General features: G+C 64.0%; 19 protein-coding genes. 8 read left to right on the top strand and 11 right to left on the bottom strand.

The window, feature by feature from the left end:
* Positions 1–66 precede the first annotated feature (66 nt).
* The 8 genes from DOD19_RS01820 (at position 67) to DOD19_RS01855 (ending at position 8405) form a co-directional block, all read left to right on the top strand.
* On the top strand, positions 67–1206 hold the full coding sequence (locus DOD19_RS01820) for a PilT/PilU family type 4a pilus ATPase (protein WP_112183718.1): 1140 nt from the start codon (positions 67–69) through the stop codon (positions 1204–1206).
* 197 nt (positions 1207–1403) lie between these two features.
* The gene (locus DOD19_RS01825; RefSeq protein ID WP_112184288.1) at positions 1404–1841 is read left to right on the top strand and encodes a type IV pilin protein; all 438 of its coding nucleotides are present in this window, start codon (positions 1404–1406) and stop codon (positions 1839–1841) included.
* A gap of 8 nt (positions 1842–1849) precedes the next feature.
* The gene (locus tag DOD19_RS01830; protein WP_024974793.1) at positions 1850–2323 is read left to right on the top strand and encodes a GspH/FimT family pseudopilin; all 474 of its coding nucleotides are present in this window, start codon (positions 1850–1852) and stop codon (positions 2321–2323) included.
* Positions 2320–2922 carry a type IV pilus modification protein PilV gene (pilV, locus tag DOD19_RS01835; RefSeq protein ID WP_024974794.1) on the top strand — a complete coding sequence of 201 codons (603 nt, stop codon included), beginning with the start codon at positions 2320–2322 and terminating at the stop codon, positions 2920–2922. The genes DOD19_RS01830 and pilV overlap by 4 nt, the downstream gene beginning before the upstream one ends.
* A complete protein-coding gene (locus DOD19_RS01840; protein ID WP_112183720.1) occupies positions 2919–3956 on the top strand; it encodes a PilW family protein in 1038 nt (345 codons plus the stop codon). The genes pilV and DOD19_RS01840 overlap by 4 nt, the downstream gene beginning before the upstream one ends.
* 2 nt (positions 3957–3958) lie before the next feature.
* Positions 3959–4528, top strand: coding sequence for a pilus assembly PilX N-terminal domain-containing protein (locus tag DOD19_RS01845; RefSeq protein ID WP_024974796.1), 570 nt, complete (start codon positions 3959–3961; stop codon positions 4526–4528).
* Positions 4529–4558: 30 nt separating this feature from the next.
* On the top strand, positions 4559–7810 hold the full coding sequence (locus DOD19_RS01850; protein WP_112183722.1) for a PilC/PilY family type IV pilus protein: 3252 nt from the start codon (positions 4559–4561) through the stop codon (positions 7808–7810).
* Positions 7811–7907: 97 nt separating this feature from the next.
* Positions 7908–8405 carry a glutathione peroxidase gene (locus DOD19_RS01855; protein WP_112183724.1) on the top strand — a complete coding sequence of 166 codons (498 nt, stop codon included), beginning with the start codon at positions 7908–7910 and terminating at the stop codon, positions 8403–8405.
* 7 nt (positions 8406–8412) lie between these two features.
* Here DOD19_RS01855 and DOD19_RS01860 read toward each other — a convergent pair whose 3' ends face one another.
* The 11 genes from DOD19_RS01860 to DOD19_RS01910 all read right to left on the bottom strand — a co-directional run bounded on the left by DOD19_RS01860 (position 8413) and on the right by DOD19_RS01910 (position 18766).
* On the bottom strand, positions 8413–9111 hold the full coding sequence (locus tag DOD19_RS01860; protein WP_112184290.1) for a YafY family protein: 699 nt from the start codon (positions 9109–9111) through the stop codon (positions 8413–8415).
* A 41-nt stretch (positions 9112–9152) separates the two neighbouring features.
* On the bottom strand, positions 9153–9632 hold the full coding sequence (locus tag DOD19_RS01865; protein ID WP_024974800.1) for a cupin domain-containing protein: 480 nt from the start codon (positions 9630–9632) through the stop codon (positions 9153–9155).
* Between the two features lie 60 nt (positions 9633–9692).
* Positions 9693–10088 (bottom strand): VOC family protein, encoded by a 396-nt coding sequence (locus DOD19_RS01870; protein WP_027680594.1) that lies wholly within the window; start codon positions 10086–10088, stop codon positions 9693–9695.
* Positions 10089–10256: 168 nt separating this feature from the next.
* Positions 10257–10988, bottom strand: a complete 732-nt coding sequence (locus DOD19_RS01875; protein WP_037031462.1) for an LrgB family protein — start codon at positions 10986–10988, stop codon at positions 10257–10259.
* The gene (locus DOD19_RS01880; protein WP_024974803.1) at positions 10985–11362 is read right to left on the bottom strand and encodes a CidA/LrgA family protein; all 378 of its coding nucleotides are present in this window, start codon (positions 11360–11362) and stop codon (positions 10985–10987) included. The genes DOD19_RS01875 and DOD19_RS01880 overlap by 4 nt, the downstream gene beginning before the upstream one ends.
* 52 nt (positions 11363–11414) lie before the next feature.
* On the bottom strand, positions 11415–12659 hold the full coding sequence (gene glcF / locus DOD19_RS01885) for a glycolate oxidase subunit GlcF (RefSeq protein ID WP_024974804.1): 1245 nt from the start codon (positions 12657–12659) through the stop codon (positions 11415–11417).
* Positions 12660–12671: 12 nt separating this feature from the next.
* A complete protein-coding gene (gene glcE, locus DOD19_RS01890) occupies positions 12672–13805 on the bottom strand; it encodes a glycolate oxidase subunit GlcE (RefSeq protein ID WP_112183725.1) in 1134 nt (377 codons plus the stop codon).
* Between the two features lie 22 nt (positions 13806–13827).
* The gene (locus DOD19_RS01895; RefSeq protein ID WP_112183727.1) at positions 13828–14757 is read right to left on the bottom strand and encodes an ion transporter; all 930 of its coding nucleotides are present in this window, start codon (positions 14755–14757) and stop codon (positions 13828–13830) included.
* A gap of 11 nt (positions 14758–14768) precedes the next feature.
* Complete coding sequence (locus DOD19_RS01900; RefSeq protein WP_112183729.1) at positions 14769–16268, bottom strand: FAD-linked oxidase C-terminal domain-containing protein; 1500 nt, start codon at positions 16266–16268, stop codon at positions 14769–14771.
* A gap of 161 nt (positions 16269–16429) precedes the next feature.
* The gene (locus DOD19_RS01905; RefSeq protein WP_024974808.1) at positions 16430–17320 is read right to left on the bottom strand and encodes a LysR substrate-binding domain-containing protein; all 891 of its coding nucleotides are present in this window, start codon (positions 17318–17320) and stop codon (positions 16430–16432) included.
* Positions 17321–17347: 27 nt separating this feature from the next.
* Positions 17348–18766: an FAD-linked oxidase C-terminal domain-containing protein gene (locus DOD19_RS01910; RefSeq protein ID WP_112183731.1), complete on the bottom strand. Its 1419-nt coding sequence runs from the start codon at positions 18764–18766 to the stop codon at positions 17348–17350.
* Positions 18767–18838: the final 72 nt, after the last annotated feature.

An 18838-nucleotide genomic window follows, 5' to 3' on the forward strand; every position in this document is an offset into this window, starting at 1 on the left:
CACGCGAACTGATGCGCTGACTGACACGTCGGCGCGCTTTCCAATTTTCTTCAGGAGGGGCACGCCATGCTGGACCGCGAAGCCGCCACCAAATACATCCACGAACTCTTGCAGTTGATGGTGAACAGCCGTGGCTCGGACTTGTTCATCACGTCGGAATTTCCGCCCGCGATCAAGGTGGACGGCAAGGTCACGCCGATCTCGCAGCAGCCGCTGAATGCCGTGCAGGCTGTCGGTCTGGTCAAGTCGATCATGAACGAGAAGCAGCTGCGCGAGTACGAAGACAGCTCGGAATGCAACTTCGCCATCACAGCGCCGGGTGCGGGGCGTTTCCGCGTGTCGGCGTTCATGCAGCAGGGCCGCGCCGGCATGGTGCTGCGGACCATCAACACGAAGATCCCGACGCTGGACGAACTGGATTTGCCGCCGAGCCTGAACGAGATCGTGATGAGCAAGCGCGGGCTGGTGATCGTGGTGGGTGCAACGGGCTCGGGCAAGTCGACCTCGCTGGCGGCGATGGTGGGGTATCGCAATGCGAATTCGTACGGCCACATCATCACCATTGAAGATCCGGTGGAATACGTACACACGCACCAGAACTGCGTGGTGACGCAGCGTGAGGTGGGCGTGGATACGGAGTCCTGGCACGTGGCGCTGAAGAACACGCTGCGCCAGGCGCCGGACGTGATCCTGATCGGCGAAATCCGGGACCGCGACACGATGGAATACGCCATCCAGTATGCGGAAACCGGCCACCTGTGCCTCGCCACGCTGCACGCCAACAGCTCGAACCAGGCCATCGACCGGATCATCAACTTCTTCCCGGAAGAGAAGCGTCAGCAGTTGCTGATCGACTTGTCGCTGAACCTGCGCGCGATGATCGCGCAACGCCTGCTGCCGCGTCAGGGCAGGAAAGGGCGCGTACCGGCGGTCGAAATCATGCTGGCCACCCCGCTGGTGCAGGACCTCATCTTCAAGGGCGAGGTGCATGAGCTGAAGGAGGTCATGAAGAAATCCCGCGAGCAGGGGATGATCTCGTTCGACCAGGCGCTGTTCGAGCTGTACGAGGAAAACAAGATCACCTACGAGGATGCGCTGCGCAATGCGGACTCCCTCAACGATCTGCGCCTGCAGATCAAGCTGCACAGCAAGCGCGGCGGGCAGACAGATCTGTCTGCTGGCACTGAACATCTCAACGTCGTGTGATGTGTCGAAAGCGCTACACCATTTGAGGTAATTTGCGGCGCATAACGTTTGCGCCGCTCGGAAGGCCACCCGGCCGTCATGATCTTTCCTTAATATTTGCTGAGAATTGCCGTTTAAGCGGTGAGCGGGCCTGCCAAGTCATCGGCGGGCGCGCATCAAAACGATAAAAGCAACAGCAAATCCGGGTGGGTAAAAACGTGGCAAGCAAGCCGAGGTGTCAGCGCGCGCGGGCGGCGCGGGGCTTTACGCTGATTGAGCTGATGATCACAGTGGCCATTGTCGCCATCCTGTCGATCATTGCGTATCCCAGCTACGTCCAGTACATCGTCCGCTCCAATCGCGCAGCGGCGGAATCCTTCATGCAGGAAGTGGCGTCCGCGCAGGAGCGCTTCCTGCTCGACAACCGTGCCTATGCGCCGGACCTCACGACGCTGCGATACGCCAGCAATGTGCCGGCCAACGTTTCGCCAAACTACACCTTCACGTTGAGCGCCAGCAGTGTGCCGCCGTCCTACCAACTGGCGGCGACTCCGCAGGGCTCGCAGCAGGTGAACGACACCGCATGCGGCACGCTCACCCTGACCAACACTGGTGCCAAGGGGGCGTCCACTGGCGCCTCGAACTGCTGGAAGTGAGGCGAGGCATGAATATCCTGCGCAAGCCCATTCAAGGTTTCACGCTGACCGAGCTGATGGTCACGCTGGCCGTGCTCGCCATTCTCGTGACGATTGCCGTGCCGTCGTTCTCCGGAATGATTGCGACGCAGGCCACACGCAATGCGTCGTTTGATCTGTCGTCCGCCGTGTCGTTGGCGCGTGCGGAGGCGGTCAAGCAGAACGCCATCGCCACCGTCTCGACCACCAGCACGTGGGCGACCGGCTGGACGCTGACGGTGGGCACGCCCGCCACGGTGATCCGCACGTTCGGCCCGTACAGCGGCGTCACCATTGCCGCGAGCAACGGCAACACGCTGTCGTTCGGCAACGATGGCCGACCGACTGCAGGTGGCGTCACGTTCCAGGTCACGCCGACGAGCGCGTCGCAATCGGTCTCGTCGAGTTGCGTACAGGTGGGCGGCACCGGCCGCGTCGCCGTGGTTTCGGGAACGTGCTCATGAACGCCATCGCACATTTGTCACATCGCCGGTTACGCAAGGCCGGGCAGCGTGGGTCGACGCTGATCGAAATCCTGATTTCGGTCGTGATCCTGCTGGTGGCGCTGCTGGGCGCGGCCGGAATGATGGTTCGCTCGAACCAGTCCGAGATGGAGTCCTACCAGCGCGTGCAGGCCCTGACGTTGTTGCAGGACATGGCTGCGCGGCTCAATGCCAACCGCCAGGTGGCCTCGTGCTACGCCGTGGCCGGTGCGATCACCACGGCCGGCACGGGCGGTGTCTCGGCACCCAGTTGCACGACTGGCACGGCCGCGCAGCAAGCCACTGTCACCACCGATCTCGCGGCTTGGAACAATGCGCTGCTCGGCAATACGGAGACCGCCGCCAGCGGCACCGTTGCCCTGGGCGCCATGATCGGCGCGCGCGGCTGTATCGAGGCCGTCGACACGGTCAACCAGATCTATCGCGTGACCGTCGCATGGCAAGGCCTGGTGCAGACCGTGGCGCCGGCGCTGCCTTGCGGCAGCGGCAGCGGCAATTACGGTAACGACGCCTATCGGCGCGCCATCAGCGTGCAGGTGCGCATGGGGGTGCTGTCATGACGCCGAATCGCACCTTGCGACGTTTGCAGCGCGGGATGTCGCTGGTCGAACTGATGGTCGGCTTGGCGCTGGGGCTGTTGCTGCTGACCGCGTTGGCAAGCCTGTATGCGTCCACCTCGCAATCGCGCGTGCAACTGGGCAACAGCGCCACGCAGATCGAGAACGGCCGCTATGCGCTCGACATCATCAGCCAGGAAGTCGGGCTCGGAGGCTTCCTCGGTGATCTGAATCTGCTGGGAACCTCAGCGCTGGCCACGCCCGATGTGTGCGCAAGCGCCACCAACGCACTTGGCTTTACCAACAGCCCTGCCACGGTGCCCGTTGCCATCTACGGCTATGCCGCCAATACGAACCCGGCAACGTGTTTGCCGAACCTATCGCTCAATTCGGAAATCCTGGTGGTGCGACGCGTGTCAACCGCGGCCGTGTTGCCCAGTGCGATCGTTGCGGGTCAGACCTACTTGCAGGATTCGTTCTGCAGTACGGACACCGCCCCCTTTGTCTTCAGCAGCAACAGCGCGGACTTCGTGTTGAAAGACAAAACCTGTGCAAATCCGGCCCCGGTGCGCCAGGTGAGCATACGGGCTTTCTATATTGCTACGTGTGACCGCTGCAACGGCAGCGACAACGGGCTCAATACGCTCAAGATGGTCGAGTTCTCCAATGGCGCGCTGCAGCCGCCCAACTCAATCGCCCAGGGCATCGACGACTTGCATTTCGCCTATGGCGTTGACATGGACGGCAACGGTTCGCCCGATTGCTATGTCGCCAATCCGGGCATCGACAACAGCGCCGCGTGCACCAATGTGGCCGGCTACAACTGGACCGCATCCGCCGCCACGAACTGGAGCAACGTGACCGCCGTACGCATCAACGTGCTTGCGCGCACGCTGGGCGTGTCGCCGGGCTGGACGGACACGCGGTCTTACGACATGGGCCGCGGCACGCTCACCGCCCCTTTCAACGATGGCTATAAGCGACGCGTCTATGCGGAACTCGCACGCGTCGCCAATGTAGCCGGCCCACGGGAGTAGCCATGCGGCGCTTATCGGTTCGCCAATCGGCACGTCAGTCGGGCGTGACCCTTGTTGTCACGCTGATTTTCCTGGCGATCTTCATGGGCATCGTCGTGATGATGATGAACTCGGGCGTGATCAACACCAAGATCGCCGCCAACCAGCAATACGGCCTGGAAGCGCGCAGCGCTGCGCAGCAGGGCATTGAGCAGGTCATCAGCGTCGATTTCACCTCGAACCCCGTCGCCACCAACGTGCCGGTGGACGTGAACGGCGATGGCAAGACGGACTACACGGCGCAGGTGGCAGCGCCAACATGTCTGGCGACCAAGCAGATCTCCAATACCCAGTTGACGTTAGACCCGACCAACCCGAATTTCGCCACCGATTCATCCTGCTTTGGCGGCGTCAACACCAATTCCGATACGGGGCTGCTGACCAAGGCGGGCACCCCTGGCGGCATGTCGAACTGTAGCGCGACGCAATGGGACGTCTCCGCCACTGTCAACGATGCGAACGCAACAAAAACGAACACCACATTACATCAGGGTGTCGCTGTACGGGTACTGACTGGCACGTTGTGCCCGTAAGCCCGAACGCGCCAAGCCAGGAAGACTGACATGCGCTCATTTGCCAAACGTATCGCCCTCACCGCAACGGCGAGCCTCATGCTCGCGCTGGCGGGATCGCCGCCAGCAGGTGCGGAGGATATCGATCTCTATACGGGGTTGCAGCAGAACGCTGGCAAGCCGAATGTGCTGATCATCTTTGATGACGGCGCCAACTCTGACGCTAACGCCCAGTTCACCTGCTCTGTGCAAGGCCTGACCGTCGCCAACCCAAAGAAAAGTTCCGGCGCAGAGCAATGTGCGTTGTATGGAGCCATCCAGTCGATCAACAGTACTTCGCCGCTGCTGGGTAACCTGAACCTCGGGTTGATGATGTTCGACCCGAAGAGCCCGGGCGGAATCTTCCGGTTCCCGTCTGCAAGCTCGCCGTCCGCGCAAGCCCTGCAGCTGATGGATGGCACGGGGGTGAACAGTTTCCTGTCGTACATGCAGAATCAGTTCCCAAGCGATCTGAACGGCAACAACGTCCAGACGTCGGGTGCGATGCAGGAGGCCTGGTCCTTTTACTATGGGTACCATTCCTCGCTCAACAAGATGATTGCGTTGTCGGGCAACCAGTACACGTCGCCCCTCACGGATCCGTGTCAGCGCAATTTCATCATCTACATCGGTAACGCCACCAACAGCGGGCATCCGGCTGAAAGCGACTCGCAGATGTACAACGCGCTGGCGGCCGCTGCGCCGACGCCGACTTCTGCACAGCTCCAGCAGATTGTCATCCCCACGTATAACAAGTATCAAAGCAACTGGGGAGACGAGTGGGCGCGCTTCATGTATCAGACCGATCTGCAGGGAACGGCCAATTCGGCCAATCCGCAGAACGTCGTGACCTACGCCATCACGGTCACGGATGGTAATAACCCCGACTACGTCGCGTTCGACAACAGCATGGCCACCAACGGTGGCGGCAAGGCCTACACCATCCAGCTTGGCGACGTGCAAGGGTTGCAGCAGGCCCTGTTGTCGATCCTGAATGAGATCCAGGCCGTCAACAGTGTCTTCGCATCGGTCAGTCTGCCTGCCGCTGTCAACACCCAGGGTCAGTTCCTGAGCCAGGTCTACATCGGTATGTTCCGCCCGGATGCCACTGCCGCGCCGCGCTGGATGGGCAACCTCAAGCAGTATCAGGTCGGCTACGACACGAGCGGCAATATCGTCCTGCAGGATTCTCTTGGGAATCCTGCCATCAGCAGTGCGGGCACGGGCTTCATCGCGCCAACAGCGGTGAGCTTCTGGACCCAGGATCCGCCATTGACGTTCGGTGCGGGCAGCTATGGGACATCGGGTGTATCCGGCTGGCCAACCAACGGTTTTTGGCAGAACAGTCCATCAGGCGTGGGCTGGAACCTCGATTCACCTGACGGCCAGATCGTCGAAAAGGGTGGCGCCGGCGAGATGATGCGTGCCCAGAACGTGACCAGCCAGTCAGGACGGACGCTCTACACGTGCAATGGCGTGGGCACCTGTCCGCTCGGCACGGCCATGCCGTCTTTCGATACGTCCAACAACTGGCTCACGGGCACCAACGGGTTGAATGCGATCAATTCCGGCACAAGCGGTGCCCCTAAGATCACTACGTCGGCGCAACAAAACTATCTGATCAACTGGGTACGCGGGCGCGACGTCTATGCGCTTGACGGTGGGGCAAGTACCGGCGCTGGGCAGGAGGCCGAGACCGGACCGGGCGGATCCGTGACCGTGCGCAGTTCGATTCACGGCGACGTGCTGCATTCGCGCCCTGTGGTCGTGAACTATGGGGGTAGCATCGGCATCGTGGCGTTCTATGGCGCCAATGATGGTGTGTTTCATGCCGTCAATGCGAACCAGACCATGGGCGTCAACGGCGTCCGGCCGGGTGGTGAACTGTGGGGCTTCATTGCGCCCGAGTTCATCGGCAAGCTGAGCCGTCTCTACGCCAACTCGCCGGAAGTGCAGCTTTCCACGACGCCTGCCGGTATTTCGCCGACGCCGACGCCGCGCGATGATTTCTTTGACGGCAGTACGACCGTCATGCAGGACCAGCGGAATCCGGGAAACCCGCGCACGATCATCTTCCTGACCGCGCGTCGCGGCGGTAACTTGATCTACGCGTTGGACGTGACCAATCCGACGAGCCCGCAATACCTGTGGTCACGCAGCAATAGCGACATTCCGGAACTCGGCCAGACCTGGTCAAAACCGCGTCTCATGACGGTGGCGGGCTACTCCGGCCCACTGCTGATCATGGGGGCTGGCTATGACGCGTCCTCCGAGGACAGTGATCCCGCGCCCGGCACCGATACGGTGGGCCGCGGCATCATCGTGCTCGATGCCTACACGGGTGCGCCGGTGTGGAGCGCGCTTCCCAGCTGCACCGGCATGCCTGGTGTATGCGTGAAGAACACCGGTCTGACCCGGTCGATTCCCTCTGACGTCACGGTGGTCGATCGCACGGGCAGCGGCTATATCCAGATGGCTTACGCCGGAGACGTCGGCGGCAATATCTGGCGCGTGGATTTCCAGACGGCCGCAGGCAACACTCCGTCCAACTGGACGATCACCCAGCTCGCTACCCTGGGCGGCGCAGCCAACACCAATAACGCGCGCAAGTTCTTCTATGCCCCCGACGTGGTGCCCACCTCCGCCTACAACGCCATCATGGCGGGCACCGGCGATCGGGAACACCCGCTGTATTCTTCCAACACGATGCCGGGTACGGCCTACAACGTAGTCAACCGGTTCTACATGGTGAAGGATTCGAATCTCGGCAGCATGCCCGCGAGCTGGACCCCTATCACCGAAGCCAATCTGTTCAATGCATCGACGCTGGCGTACGACGGATCGGGTTCGGGCTTCTACATCACACTGCCCAACCCGGGTGAGAAGGTGGTGAACGCTCCGCTGACGGTGGCCGGATACACCACCTTCGGGACGAACACCCCTGCCATTCCCACGGCAGGCCAGTGCTATCCCAACCTGGGTGTTGCGCGCGCCTACTCGGTCGGCTTCCTGACCGGTACCGGGCAGAATCCGAACCGCTCGGTTGTTCTCGACGGCGGTGGCTTCCCGCCCTCGTCGGTGTATGGCGTTGTCCTGATCAATAACGGCAACGGCACCACCTCGTCTGTGCCGGTGTGCTTCGGCTGCGGCAATCAGACGGGCACCAGTGGAGGCGGCTCCGCGCTGGCACCCGTCCAAGTGACACCTAAAGGTCTCGGCAAACGCAAGCGCACATTCTGGTTCGCCGACACCGACAAGCATTGACCCGCATCGCCCCTCAACGGCCCGCCCAGCGCGGGCCGTTACAATTCCGGACAGATGCCGGAGCACCCCCGTTCCCGCAACCACCCGGAGAGTAGCCATGAGTGACGTCTACGCATTCGAGGCCGATTCGTTGACCGGCCAGCGCGTGCCGCTGTCGCAGTACAAAGGCAAGGTCCTGCTGATCGTGAACACGGCGAGCAAGTGCGGATTCACGCCGCAATACGCCGGTCTGGAGGCGGTGTACAAGCGGCTGCATGAGAAAGGCCTCGAGGTGCTCGGCTTTCCGTGCAACCAGTTCGGCAAGCAGGAGCCGGGCGGCGAAGACGAAATCGGCGCGTTCTGCGAGAAAAACTACGGCGTCTCGTTTCCGATGTTCGGCAAGATCGACGTGAATGGTTCGAACGCGCATCCGCTCTACAAGTGGCTGACCTCGGAAAAGCCCGGCGTGCTCGGCATCGGAGCGGTCAAATGGAACTTCACCAAGTTTCTGCTGCGCCGCGACGGCACGGTCTACAAGCGCTATGCGCCCATGACCAAGCCGGAAGAGATCGCCGACGATATTGAGCGGCTGCTGGCGGAGCCGGATCCCGTCTGAGGTTGGGTCAGTCCGACGACCCCCGCACCTTGCGCATGAAATCCGCCAGCGAGCGCTCGGCGGATTCGGCAAAGTGGCGCTCCAGAATGTCGACCTTGACGCAGCGGTCGAGGCGGAAGGTGCGGTAGTCCTGACGGTGCTCGCACCAGGCGGCCACGAGCCAGACTTGTCCCCAGAAGAACAGGCCGAGCGGCTGGATGCAGCGCTCGGTCAACTGACCTTGCGCATCCCGGTAAGACAGCCGCGCAACGGCGTGGCGGCCGAGCGCCGCATGCAGCGTGTCAAAGATCTGTTTGACCTCGCTGCCCATGCCGTAGCCGGGGGCGAAGATGCGTGTGGTCTCGGCTTCGTTGCGGCGCTCCGCAGGCAGGGCGCCCATCAGTTTTTCCAGTGCCGCTTCCACCGAGTCGGCCATGGTGCCGCCGCTCCACGCCTTGATCATCCGCGCGCCGGCCACCAGGGCCTCGACTTCATCGGCGGTGAACATGAGCGGCGCGATATCGAAGCCCGCGCGCATGCGGTAGCCGATACCGGCTTCGCCTTCGATCGGCACGCCCGAGACGGACAGGTCGCGGATGTCGCGATACACCGTGCGCTCGGACACGCCGAGGCGCTCGGCCAGCATCGCCGCCGTGGTCAAACGGCGGCCTCGCAGGATCTGGGCAATCTGGAACAGGCGGTCGGCGCGGCGGGTCATGCGCGGCATTGTAGTGGCCTTCGGCCCGGGTGCAATGCGCGCCATATCCCCTACGCGCCGAAGGGCGTCAGCTCACGTTGCGGGTGGATGTCCACCACGTCGACCTGCTCGCCACGGCGCAGCATGCGCTTGCCCAGTCGCGGGAAATCGGCAATCTCGATGTTCAGATGTTCGCCGCCGCACAGATAGACGAGGTCTTCCTTGCCGCAGTTGCGCAGGTGGTGCGCGATGCCCGTGGGGAACGCCATGAAATCGCCGGCGCGCACGGTGAACATGCTGTCTGCGATTTCAGCCTGCGCTTCGCCAGAGAGGATGTAGATCCATTCCTCTTCGCGCTGGTGCGAGTGATAGACGAATGATTCCTTGCCCGGCGGCACGCGCGCGAAATTCACGCCGGTGCGCTTGAGCCCGAGTAGCCGGCCCATCATGGTGCCGTGGATTTCCGACAGGCTGTTCCAGGGGTGCGAAAACGACTGCGTGCGCGCGGTGACATCCGCTGCACGCATGAGATACGGGGATTGGCTCGGCATGGTGTTCTTCTTCTCTGTCTCGTAGTGAAGGCCGGCGCCCGCGCACCGGCCTCGGGGGCGTTACTGCTGTAGCAGGTACGCCTGTGTCTTGGCGTCCGGTTCGTGCAGGCCGACGCGGTTGCCTTCGGTATCGACAATGTGGGCGATGCGGCCCATGTGGTCGGGCAGCGTCATCGGGCCGAATACGCATTGGCCGCCACTGCCGTTCACGCGTTCCAGCACCGCATCCAGGTTGGGTGCGTTCAGGTAGACCACGCTGCCCTTGTCGGACGGCGCAAAGCCTTCGCCCTTGACCAGCGCCCCGTGGATGGTCGTCTCACCGGCCGGAAACACGCCCATGGTCAGATCGCCCATGTCTTCCTGCTTGAGCTGCGTGTCGAAGACGTTCTCGTAAAACTTCACCGCGCGCGGGAAATCGTTAGCGGGGATTTCAAACCAGTTGATCACGCTTGCCATGTTGTCGCTCCGGTTGATGAGGCAGGCGGTTGGGGGAACCTGTCTCGTTAAGGTGGAGCGATTCTGGCGGGGGGCTCCTGACAGCGTTCTGTCAGGAGCATTCAGGAGGACTGCGGAGTGTGTTGAACATTGCCCGGGCAGTGAACGCCGGGCGGAGGGGGAAACAGTTCAGTGCGGAATCCAGCCCGCCAGCAGCGGCACCAGCACCGCCGTCAGCACGCCATTCAGGCCCATGCCCAGCGCGGAGAACGCACCCGCCTCCGGATTGACCTGAAACGCGCGCGCCGTACCGATGCCATGCGCCGCAATGCCGGTAGCAAATCCGCGCACGCTGTACTCGCGCACGCGCAGCAGATTCAGCAGCCGCGTCGTGGTGGTCGCACCGACAATGCCGGTAATGAGCACCAGCACCGCCGTAATGGTCGGTGCGCCGCCGATCTTCTCCGAGATGCCCATCGCGATCGGGATCGTCACCGATTTCGGCGCCATGGAGCGTAGCGTTTCGGGCGATGCGCCCAGCAGCCATGCGATGCCCACGGCTGACACCACCGCCACGATCGACCCTGCCAGCAGCCCGCCCACCAGCGGCAGCGCGTGGCGGCGCAGTTTCGCCCATTGCTGGAACAGCGGCACGGCCAGCGCGACGGTGGCCGGGCCCAGCAGAAAATGCACGAACTGCGCGCCGTCGAAGTACGTCTTGTACGGCGTGCGCGTGAGCGTCAGCAGCGTGCCCAGGATGACGACCGCAATCAGCAGCGGATTGACCATCGGGTTGAAGCGGCTGCGCTCGTGCAGGCGCACGCCGATCAGGTAGGCAATGAGCGTGGCGGTCAAGCCCAACAGCGGGCTGGCGGCCAGGTAGACCCAGAGCTGGTGCAGGTTGGGAGCCATCGCGTTCATGGGGCCAGCTCCTCGTTGCCTTCGCCGCTGTCACCCATGCGGCGCATCAGCGCGCGGGTGACGAGTGCACCGGCGGCAATCGATAGCCACGTCGACACAACGGTCGCCACGACGATCGGCAGCCACTCCTGCCCGATGCGGTTCAGTTGCGTCATCACGCCCACGCCGGCCGGCACGAACAGGATGGTCAGATGTCGGAGCAGGTCACTGACGGTGCCCTGCATGACTTCGAGCACGCGGCCCTTGTCTACCAGCAGGTAGATGACCAGCAGCACCATGCCGATCACCGGGCCGGGCACCGGCAGGTGCAGCGAATACGTCAACAGCTCTCCCACCGACTGGAACGTCAACAGGATCGCGAAGGTTTGCAGCATGGGGCCTCCGGGTGAAACGAAGCGCCAAGTATAGAACCCGGCTGCGTTCGTTTCAGCCCAGCATGCGGTCGACCAGTTCGATCCAGTGTTCGACCGGCGTGTCCGTGCCGCTCTGCAGATGCGTCACGCAGCCGATGTTGGCGGTGACGATGCGCTCGGGCTGCGTCGCTTGCAGCTTGGCGAGCTTGTCGTCGCGCAGGCGGTAGGCGAGCTCCGGTTGCAGCACTGAATACGTGCCCGCCGAGCCGCAGCACAGGTGGCTGTCGGCGCAGAGCTTGACGTCCACGCCCAGCGAAGCGAGCAGCGTTTCGACCGCGCCGCGAATCTGCTGACCGTGCTGCAGCGTGCAGGGCGGGTGCCACGCCACGCGCGGCCGTTGCGCTTCCGGTTTGGCCTTCTGCAGAAGCTGTTGCGAGAACGCCGGCAGCACCTCGCACAGGTCGCGCGTCATGGCGGACACGCGCGCCGCACGCTCGGCATAGGCCGGATCGTCGCGCAGCAGGTGTCCGTATTCCTTGACCATCGCGCCACAGCCCGAGGCGGTCATGACGATGGCCTCGGCGCCGGCTTCGATATGCGGCCACCACGCATCGATGTTGGCGCGCATGTTGCCGAGGCCGCCTGCGTGGTCGTTCATGTGATAGCGGATGGCGCCGCAGCAGCCCGCGCGGTCTGCGCTGATGAGCTGCACGCCCAGCTTGTCGAATACGCGCGCCGTGGCTGCATTGATGTTGGGAGACATGGCGGGTTGTACGCAGCCTTCGAGCAGCAGCATCTTGCGTGCGTGCGCGGTGTTTGGTCGCACGCCGGCGTGGGGCTGCTTGGCCGGGACCTTGTTGCGCAGCACTTGCGGCAACATCGGCCGCACCGCCTGCCCGAGCTTGAGCGCGGAGCCAAACAGCGCCGGCCGTGTCAGCCCCTCGCGCAGCGCCCAGCGCACGGCGCGTTCGCCCAGCGGGCGCGACTCTCCTTTCGCGTCGAGCTGGTCATCGACGATCTTGCGGCCGATCTCCACCAGGCGCCCGTAGGTCACGCCGGATGGGCAGGTCGATTCGCAGTTGCGGCAGGTCAGACAGCGGTCCAGGTGCAGACGCGTGGCCTCACCGGCGGGTTGGCCCTCCAGCACCTGCTTCATCAGGTAGATGCGTCCGCGCGGGCCGTCAAGCTCATCGCCGAGTAGTTGGTAGGTCGGGCAGGTGGCCGTGCAGAAACCGCAGTGCACGCACTTCTGCACGATGCTTTGGGCTTCTTCGCCCTGAGGGGTGTTGCGCAGGAACGCCGCGAGCGTGATTTGCATGATGGGCTTGCGTTAGAAGTCGGCGTACAGACGGCCCGGGTTGAAGATGCCGTGCGGATCGAAGCTGTCCTTCAGGCGCTTGTGCACAGCCATCAATGGCGTGGCGACAGGCGTGAAGATGTCGCTGGCGCGGTCGCCGTTGCGGAACAGCGTGGCGTGGCCACCGGCTTTGCGTGCTGCGTTGCGGATAACGTCAGCCGAGGTGTTGGCGGTGTCGATCCACCAGCGCTGGCCGCCGCCCCACTCGACGAGTTGTTCGTCGGCAGACGCATGGCCGAGCGCCAGTGGCGGCGTAGCCGGGGGCAGGGCGATGCGCCACAGCGGCAGGCTGCCCTGCACGGCACGCGCAAAGAACGCATGCGATTGCTCGCGCAGGTCGCGCCAGAACGTCGCGCCTTCTGCGTCGTCAACGCGCTCGCCGCCGAGCTTGGCAATGGCTGCGCGCACCGCCGCATCGGCACCGCTCAGGCGTACCCACAGCACACCGTCGATCCACGCAGACGCCGCGATCGGCAGCGGCTGGCCGCCCCAGCGGTTCAGGGTATCGATGGCTTCGCCTTGCGCCATGGCAAAGCGCAGCGTTGCATCGCAGAACGGCATCGGCAGCACCTTGAGCGACACCTGGACGATCAAGCCGAGCGTGCCGAGCGCGCCGGCCATTAGACGCGAGACGTCGTACCCGGCCACGTTCTTCATCACCTGGCCGCCGAAGTTGAGCATGTCGCCGCGGCCATCCATGACGACGGCGCCGAGAACGAAATCGCGCAGCGCGCCCACCGACTGCCGGCGCGGGCCGGACAGGCCGGATGAAAACGCACCGCCGACGGTCGCCTGCTTGCCATCCGCGGCAAAGTGGGGCGGTTCGAACGCCAGCATCTGCCGGTGCTCGGCCAGCGCGGCTTCGATCTCGACGAGGGGCGTGCCGCTGCGCGCCGTGATGACGAGTTCGGCGCAGTCGTAGTCGACGATGCCGGACCATTCGCGTGTGTCGAGCACGGTGCCGTGGGGTGCCGGTGCGCGGCCGTAGAAATCCTTGGTACCGCCACCACGCAGGGTGAGCGGCGTTCGGCTGTCGGCGGCCTGGGCAATGGCGTCACGAAAGCGCGAGAGCGCGGGCGAAAGGGCAGTGTCTGGGGTGGTTGGCATGTCGAACTTTCTGGCGGGCAGCTCACTGGCTGCCAGCTGTCTCCGTTGGAAGCAGTGGGAGCCGGGTGCCGCAGCGCTTGCAGAATGCGGCGTCTGTATCGTGACGGTCTAGCGTGCAGCCGCTGCACGCACGGGTCTGCGGTGGGGTGGAGGAGGCAGATCCTTCGCGCATGGTGTTCACCAGCTCCGCGCCGATGATGCCGGTGGGAAACGCGATGATGCTGTAGCCGAGGAGGATGGTGAGCGAAGTGATGAACTGCCCCAGCGGGGTCTTCGGTACCAGGTCGCCGAAGCCAGTGGTGGTGAGTGTGACCACCGCCCAATACATGCTGACCGGAATGCTGGTGAAGCCATGCTGCGGGCCCTCCACCACGTACATCACGGTGCCCAGGATGATGGTGATGATGAAGACGGTGCCCAGGAACACGAAGATCTTGTGCCGCGCGTTCAGCAGCGCACGCAGGAGGATCTGCGCCTCTTCAAAGTAGACCGTGATCTTCAGTATCCGGAAGATGCGCAGCAGGCGCAGCAGCCGCACATCGAGCAGATATGCCAGTTCGGGCACAAAGATCGCCAGCCACGTCGGCAGGATCGAGATGAAATCGATGACGCCGTAAAAGCTGAGCACGTAACGCCACGGCCTGCGTACCACGAGGATGCGCATGACGTATTCCGCCGTGAACAGCAGTGTGAAGAGCCACTCGAGCACCGTGAACAGCGTGCCCGCGCGGCCGCTGACGCTCGGCAGGCTGTCGAGCATCACCACCAGAACGCTGGCGAGGATGGCGCCAAGCAGGGTCAGGTCGAACAGCCTGCCGGCGCGCGTGTCGGCTTCGAAGATGACGCTGTACCAGCGTTGGCGCCAACCGCTCTCGGGCTTGCCAAGATGCTCGCCAAGGCGCGCGTTGTGGGCGTGCCAGCGGTTCCGGGCGGTACGGGGCGGATTCGTCATGACTGCGGGCTTCAGAAGCGCGGCAAATCGGGATGCGGCAGCAGGCCGTTGCGCACATGCAGCTTGCCGTATTCGGCGCAGCGCGCGAGCGTGGGGATGGCCTTGTCGGGGTTCAGCAGGCGCACCGGATCGAAGGCCGCCTTCACGCGCAAAAAGGCGTCACGTTCTTCCGTCGAGAACTGCACGCACATCGAGCTGAGCTTTTCCACGCCCACGCCGTGTTCGCCCGTCACGGTGCCACCCAGTTCCACGCAGGTCTCCAGGATGTCGGAGCCGAACAGCTCGGCGCGGTGCCACTCGTCCTGGTCTTCGCCGTTGAAGAGGATGAGCGGGTGCATGTTGCCGTCGCCCGCATGGAACACGTTGATGCAGCGCAGGGCGTACTTCTGCTCCATCTGCTGGATGCGCCGCAGCAGCGTGCCGATGTGCTTGCGCGGGATGGTGCCGTCCATGCAGTAATAGTCCGGCGAGATGCGGCCGGCTGCCGGAAACGCGTTCTTGCGTCCGCTCCAGAACTTCAGGCGCTCGGCTTCGCTTTGCGAGACCTGGATGCGCGTGGCACCCGAGGCGCGCAGCACTTCGCTCATGCGCGCGATTTCTTCGGCCACTTCTTCGGGGGTGCCGTCGGACTCGCACAGCAGGATGGCTGCCGCATCGAGGTCGTAGCCGGCGCAGACGAATTCTTCAACAGCGGCGGTGGCGGGCTTGTCCATCATCTCCAGCCCGGCCGGGATGATGCCTGCGGCAATCACGTCGGCCACGGCGTTGCCGCCGGATTCCACATCGTCGAAGCTCGCCATGATCACCTGCGCCAACTGCGGCTTGGGGATCAGGCGCACGGTCACTTCCGTCACCACGGCCAGCATGCCTTCGGAGCCGACCACCGTGGCCAGCAGGTCCAGGCCGGGTGCGTCGGGTGCTTCGCTGCCGAATTCGACGACCTCGCCATCCATCATCACGGCGCGCACGCGCAGCACGTTGTGCACGGTCAGGCCGTATTTCAGGCAGTGCACGCCACCCGAGTTTTCATTGACGTTGCCGCCAATGGTGCAGGCAATCTGCGACGACGGATCGGGTGCGTAATACAGCCCGTGCGGATTGGCGGCTTCAGAGATGGCGAGGTTGCGTACGCCCGGCTGCACGACCGCCGTACGCGTATAAGGATCGACCTTGATGATGCGTTTGAACTTGGCCAGCGACAGCACCAGCCCGCCCGGCGTCGGCATTGCACCGCCCGAGAGGCTCGTCCCCGCGCCGCGCGGCACCACGGGCACGCCCATGCGGTGGCACACACGCAGGATTTCGACGACCTGCGCCTCGGTATCCGGCAGCACCACGGCCAACGGCACCTGCCGGTAAGCGGCGAGGCCATCGCATTCATACGGGGTGGTGTCTTCACGCTCCCAGAGCAGCGCGTCGTCGGACACGATTTGGGACAGCGCGGCCGTCAGCTCGGCCTGCAGGGCAGATTGATCGCGGGCGGTAGCTGACAAAGACGATGGCGCATTCATGGGGTGTCTCTCATGGTTCTGCCCGCCAGCGGTGGCCGGGGTGGGAGGCACTATAGCCCGGCCGCCGCGCCGCGCGGCGTGTTAAGGACTTTTGCTGCGATGAATTTGGCTCGCCGGGGCGGCCAATGTGGTTCATCGCGATGCAGCAATACGAAGCGCGGCTACCAATCCAGCCCAAGCAACCAATCGACAAACTGCCGCGCCTCGGGCTTCATCGGCGCCTGTTCGCGCTGGACGATGTAATAAGCATGTGGCGAGGCCGACTCGATGTCCAGTAGCCGCACAATCTGCCCCGAGCCCAGCCAGTTGCGCGCCATCGCCTGCCGCACCAGCGCGACGCCCTGGTTGGAGGCCACCGCTTCGAGCATCAGGCCGATGTCGTTGAACAGCGAGCCGGTGGCGGGTTCCGCCGCGTCCAGCCCCGCCGCCTCAAACCAGGGGCGCCAGGGCTCCAGCGGACTACGCAGCAGCGTGAGGTTCAGCAACTGCGACGCTTCGGTGATGGTGTTGCCGCTGATCTGCTCAAAGTAGCCCCGCCCGCATGCCGGGAACACCGGCTCGTTGAGCAGCAGCGTCGTCTTCAGGTCCGGATAGCGGCCGGTGCCGTAGCGGATCTCGACATCGGTGTCCTCGGCTTTCACGTCGAGGAACGGGATGGACAGATGCAGTTCCAGATCAATGTGCGGGTACAGCGCGTTGAATTCCGGCAGACGCGGCACGAGGTGTTGGCGGCCGAACGTGGGTGGGATCGCCACGCGCAGCCGCGCGCGTTGCTTGCTGAATTCCGGCCGCGCCAGTTCGTGCAGCGTGTCGAGTGCCACTTGTACGCTGCGCAGGTAGCGCGTGCCCGCGGCGGTCAGCCGCAGCGCGGTGCCGGTGCGCACGAACAGGTCTTCGCCCCATAGCTCTTCGAGGTTCTTGATGCGGTGCGATACCGCGCTGGGCGTGACGGACAGTTCTTCGGCCGCACGCGCGAAGCTCGCATGGCGCGCCCCCGCCTCAAAGGCAATCAGCAGATGCAGCGGAGGAACGCGCTTGAAGACGGAGGACATGCGGGCGGTCGCTGGTGGGTGAGTCGGTTACAGGTGGAAGATCTTGCCGGGGTTCAGGATGTGCTTCGGGTCCAGCGCCTGCTTGATGCTGCGCATCAGGTCGATCGCATCGTTGCCGTGTTCGGCGATGAGGAAGTCCATCTTGTGCAGGCCCACGCCATGTTCGCCCGTGCAGGTGCCGTCCATGGCGATCGCACGCGCAACGATGCGCTGGTTGATGCGCTCGGCTTCTTCCAGTTCTTCCGGCTTGTTCGGGTCGATGAGCAGCGCGACGTGGAAGTTGCCATCGCCCACATGGCCGACGATGGGGGCGGGCAGCTGCAGCGCGCTGGCGAGCAGATCCTTCTCGGTTTCCACCACGCAGTCGGCCAGGCGCGAGATCGGCACGCATACGTCGGTGGTGACGGCGCGGCAGCCGGGCTTGAGCTGCAGGAACGCAAAGTAGGCGTTGTGCCGGGCGTTCCACAGGCGGCTGCGGTCTTCGGGGCGCGTTGCCCATTCGAAGCCTTGGCCTTTGTGTTCAGAGGCGATCTGCTGGACGGTCTCGGCCTGTTCCTGCACGCCGTGCTCCGAGCCGTGAAACTCGAAGAACAACGTCGGCATCTCGGGCAGCGTGAGCTTGTCGTACTGGTTGATCGCGCGGATGGCGAGCGCGTCGACAAACTCCACGCGCGCAATCGGCACGCCCATCTGGATGGTGTCGATCACAGCGGACACCGCATCGCCCATGCTCGCGAAGGCGCACACGGCCGCGGACACTGCTTCAGGCTGCGGATACAGCTTCAGCGTGATCTCGGTGATGATGCCAAGCGTGCCTTCGCTGCCGATGAAGAGGCGCGTGAGGTCGTAGCCCGCCGACGATTTGCGTGCACGGTTGGCCGTCTTGATGATGCGGCCGTCAGCGGTGACCACCGTCAGGTTCAGCACGTTCTCGCGCATCGTGCCGTAACGCACGGCATTGGTGCCGGACGCGCGTGTCGCGCACATGCCGCCGATGGACGCATCCGCGCCCGGGTCGATCGGGAAGAACAAACCGGTATCGCGAATCTCGGTATTGAGCTGCTTGCGCGTGACGCCCGGCTCGACCGTCACCGTCAGGTCTTCGGGGTGCACCGACAGCACGTGGTTCATCTGCGAGAGATCCAGGCTCACGCCGCCGGCCACGGCCAGGAGATGGCCTTCGAGCGACGACCCGGCGCCATACGGGATCAGCGGAATCTCATGTTCAAAGCAGAGTTTGGCGACGGCGGCGACTTCCTCGGTGGTCTGCGCGAAGACGACGGCGTCGGGCAGCATCGGGTCGTAGGCGGATTCATCGCGGCCGTGGTGGGCGCGTACGGCTTCGGTGGTGGAGATGCGATCGCCGAAGCGGGTGCGCAGCGCGTCGAGCATCGCAGGCGGAATCGGTTTGCGGATGCTCTGGGAGGGAGGGGCTGGGTGGTTCATGGCGTCTCGCGTGGGGCGGCGGTCTGAAGCCGGCTCGGGCTGTCATTCTAACGCCGGGGGCATGCCGCCCTT

This window comes from Ralstonia sp. GX3-BWBA, assembly GCF_003290055.1.
In the GTDB taxonomy this organism is placed as follows: Bacteria; Pseudomonadota; Gammaproteobacteria; order Burkholderiales; family Burkholderiaceae; genus Ralstonia; species Ralstonia holmesii.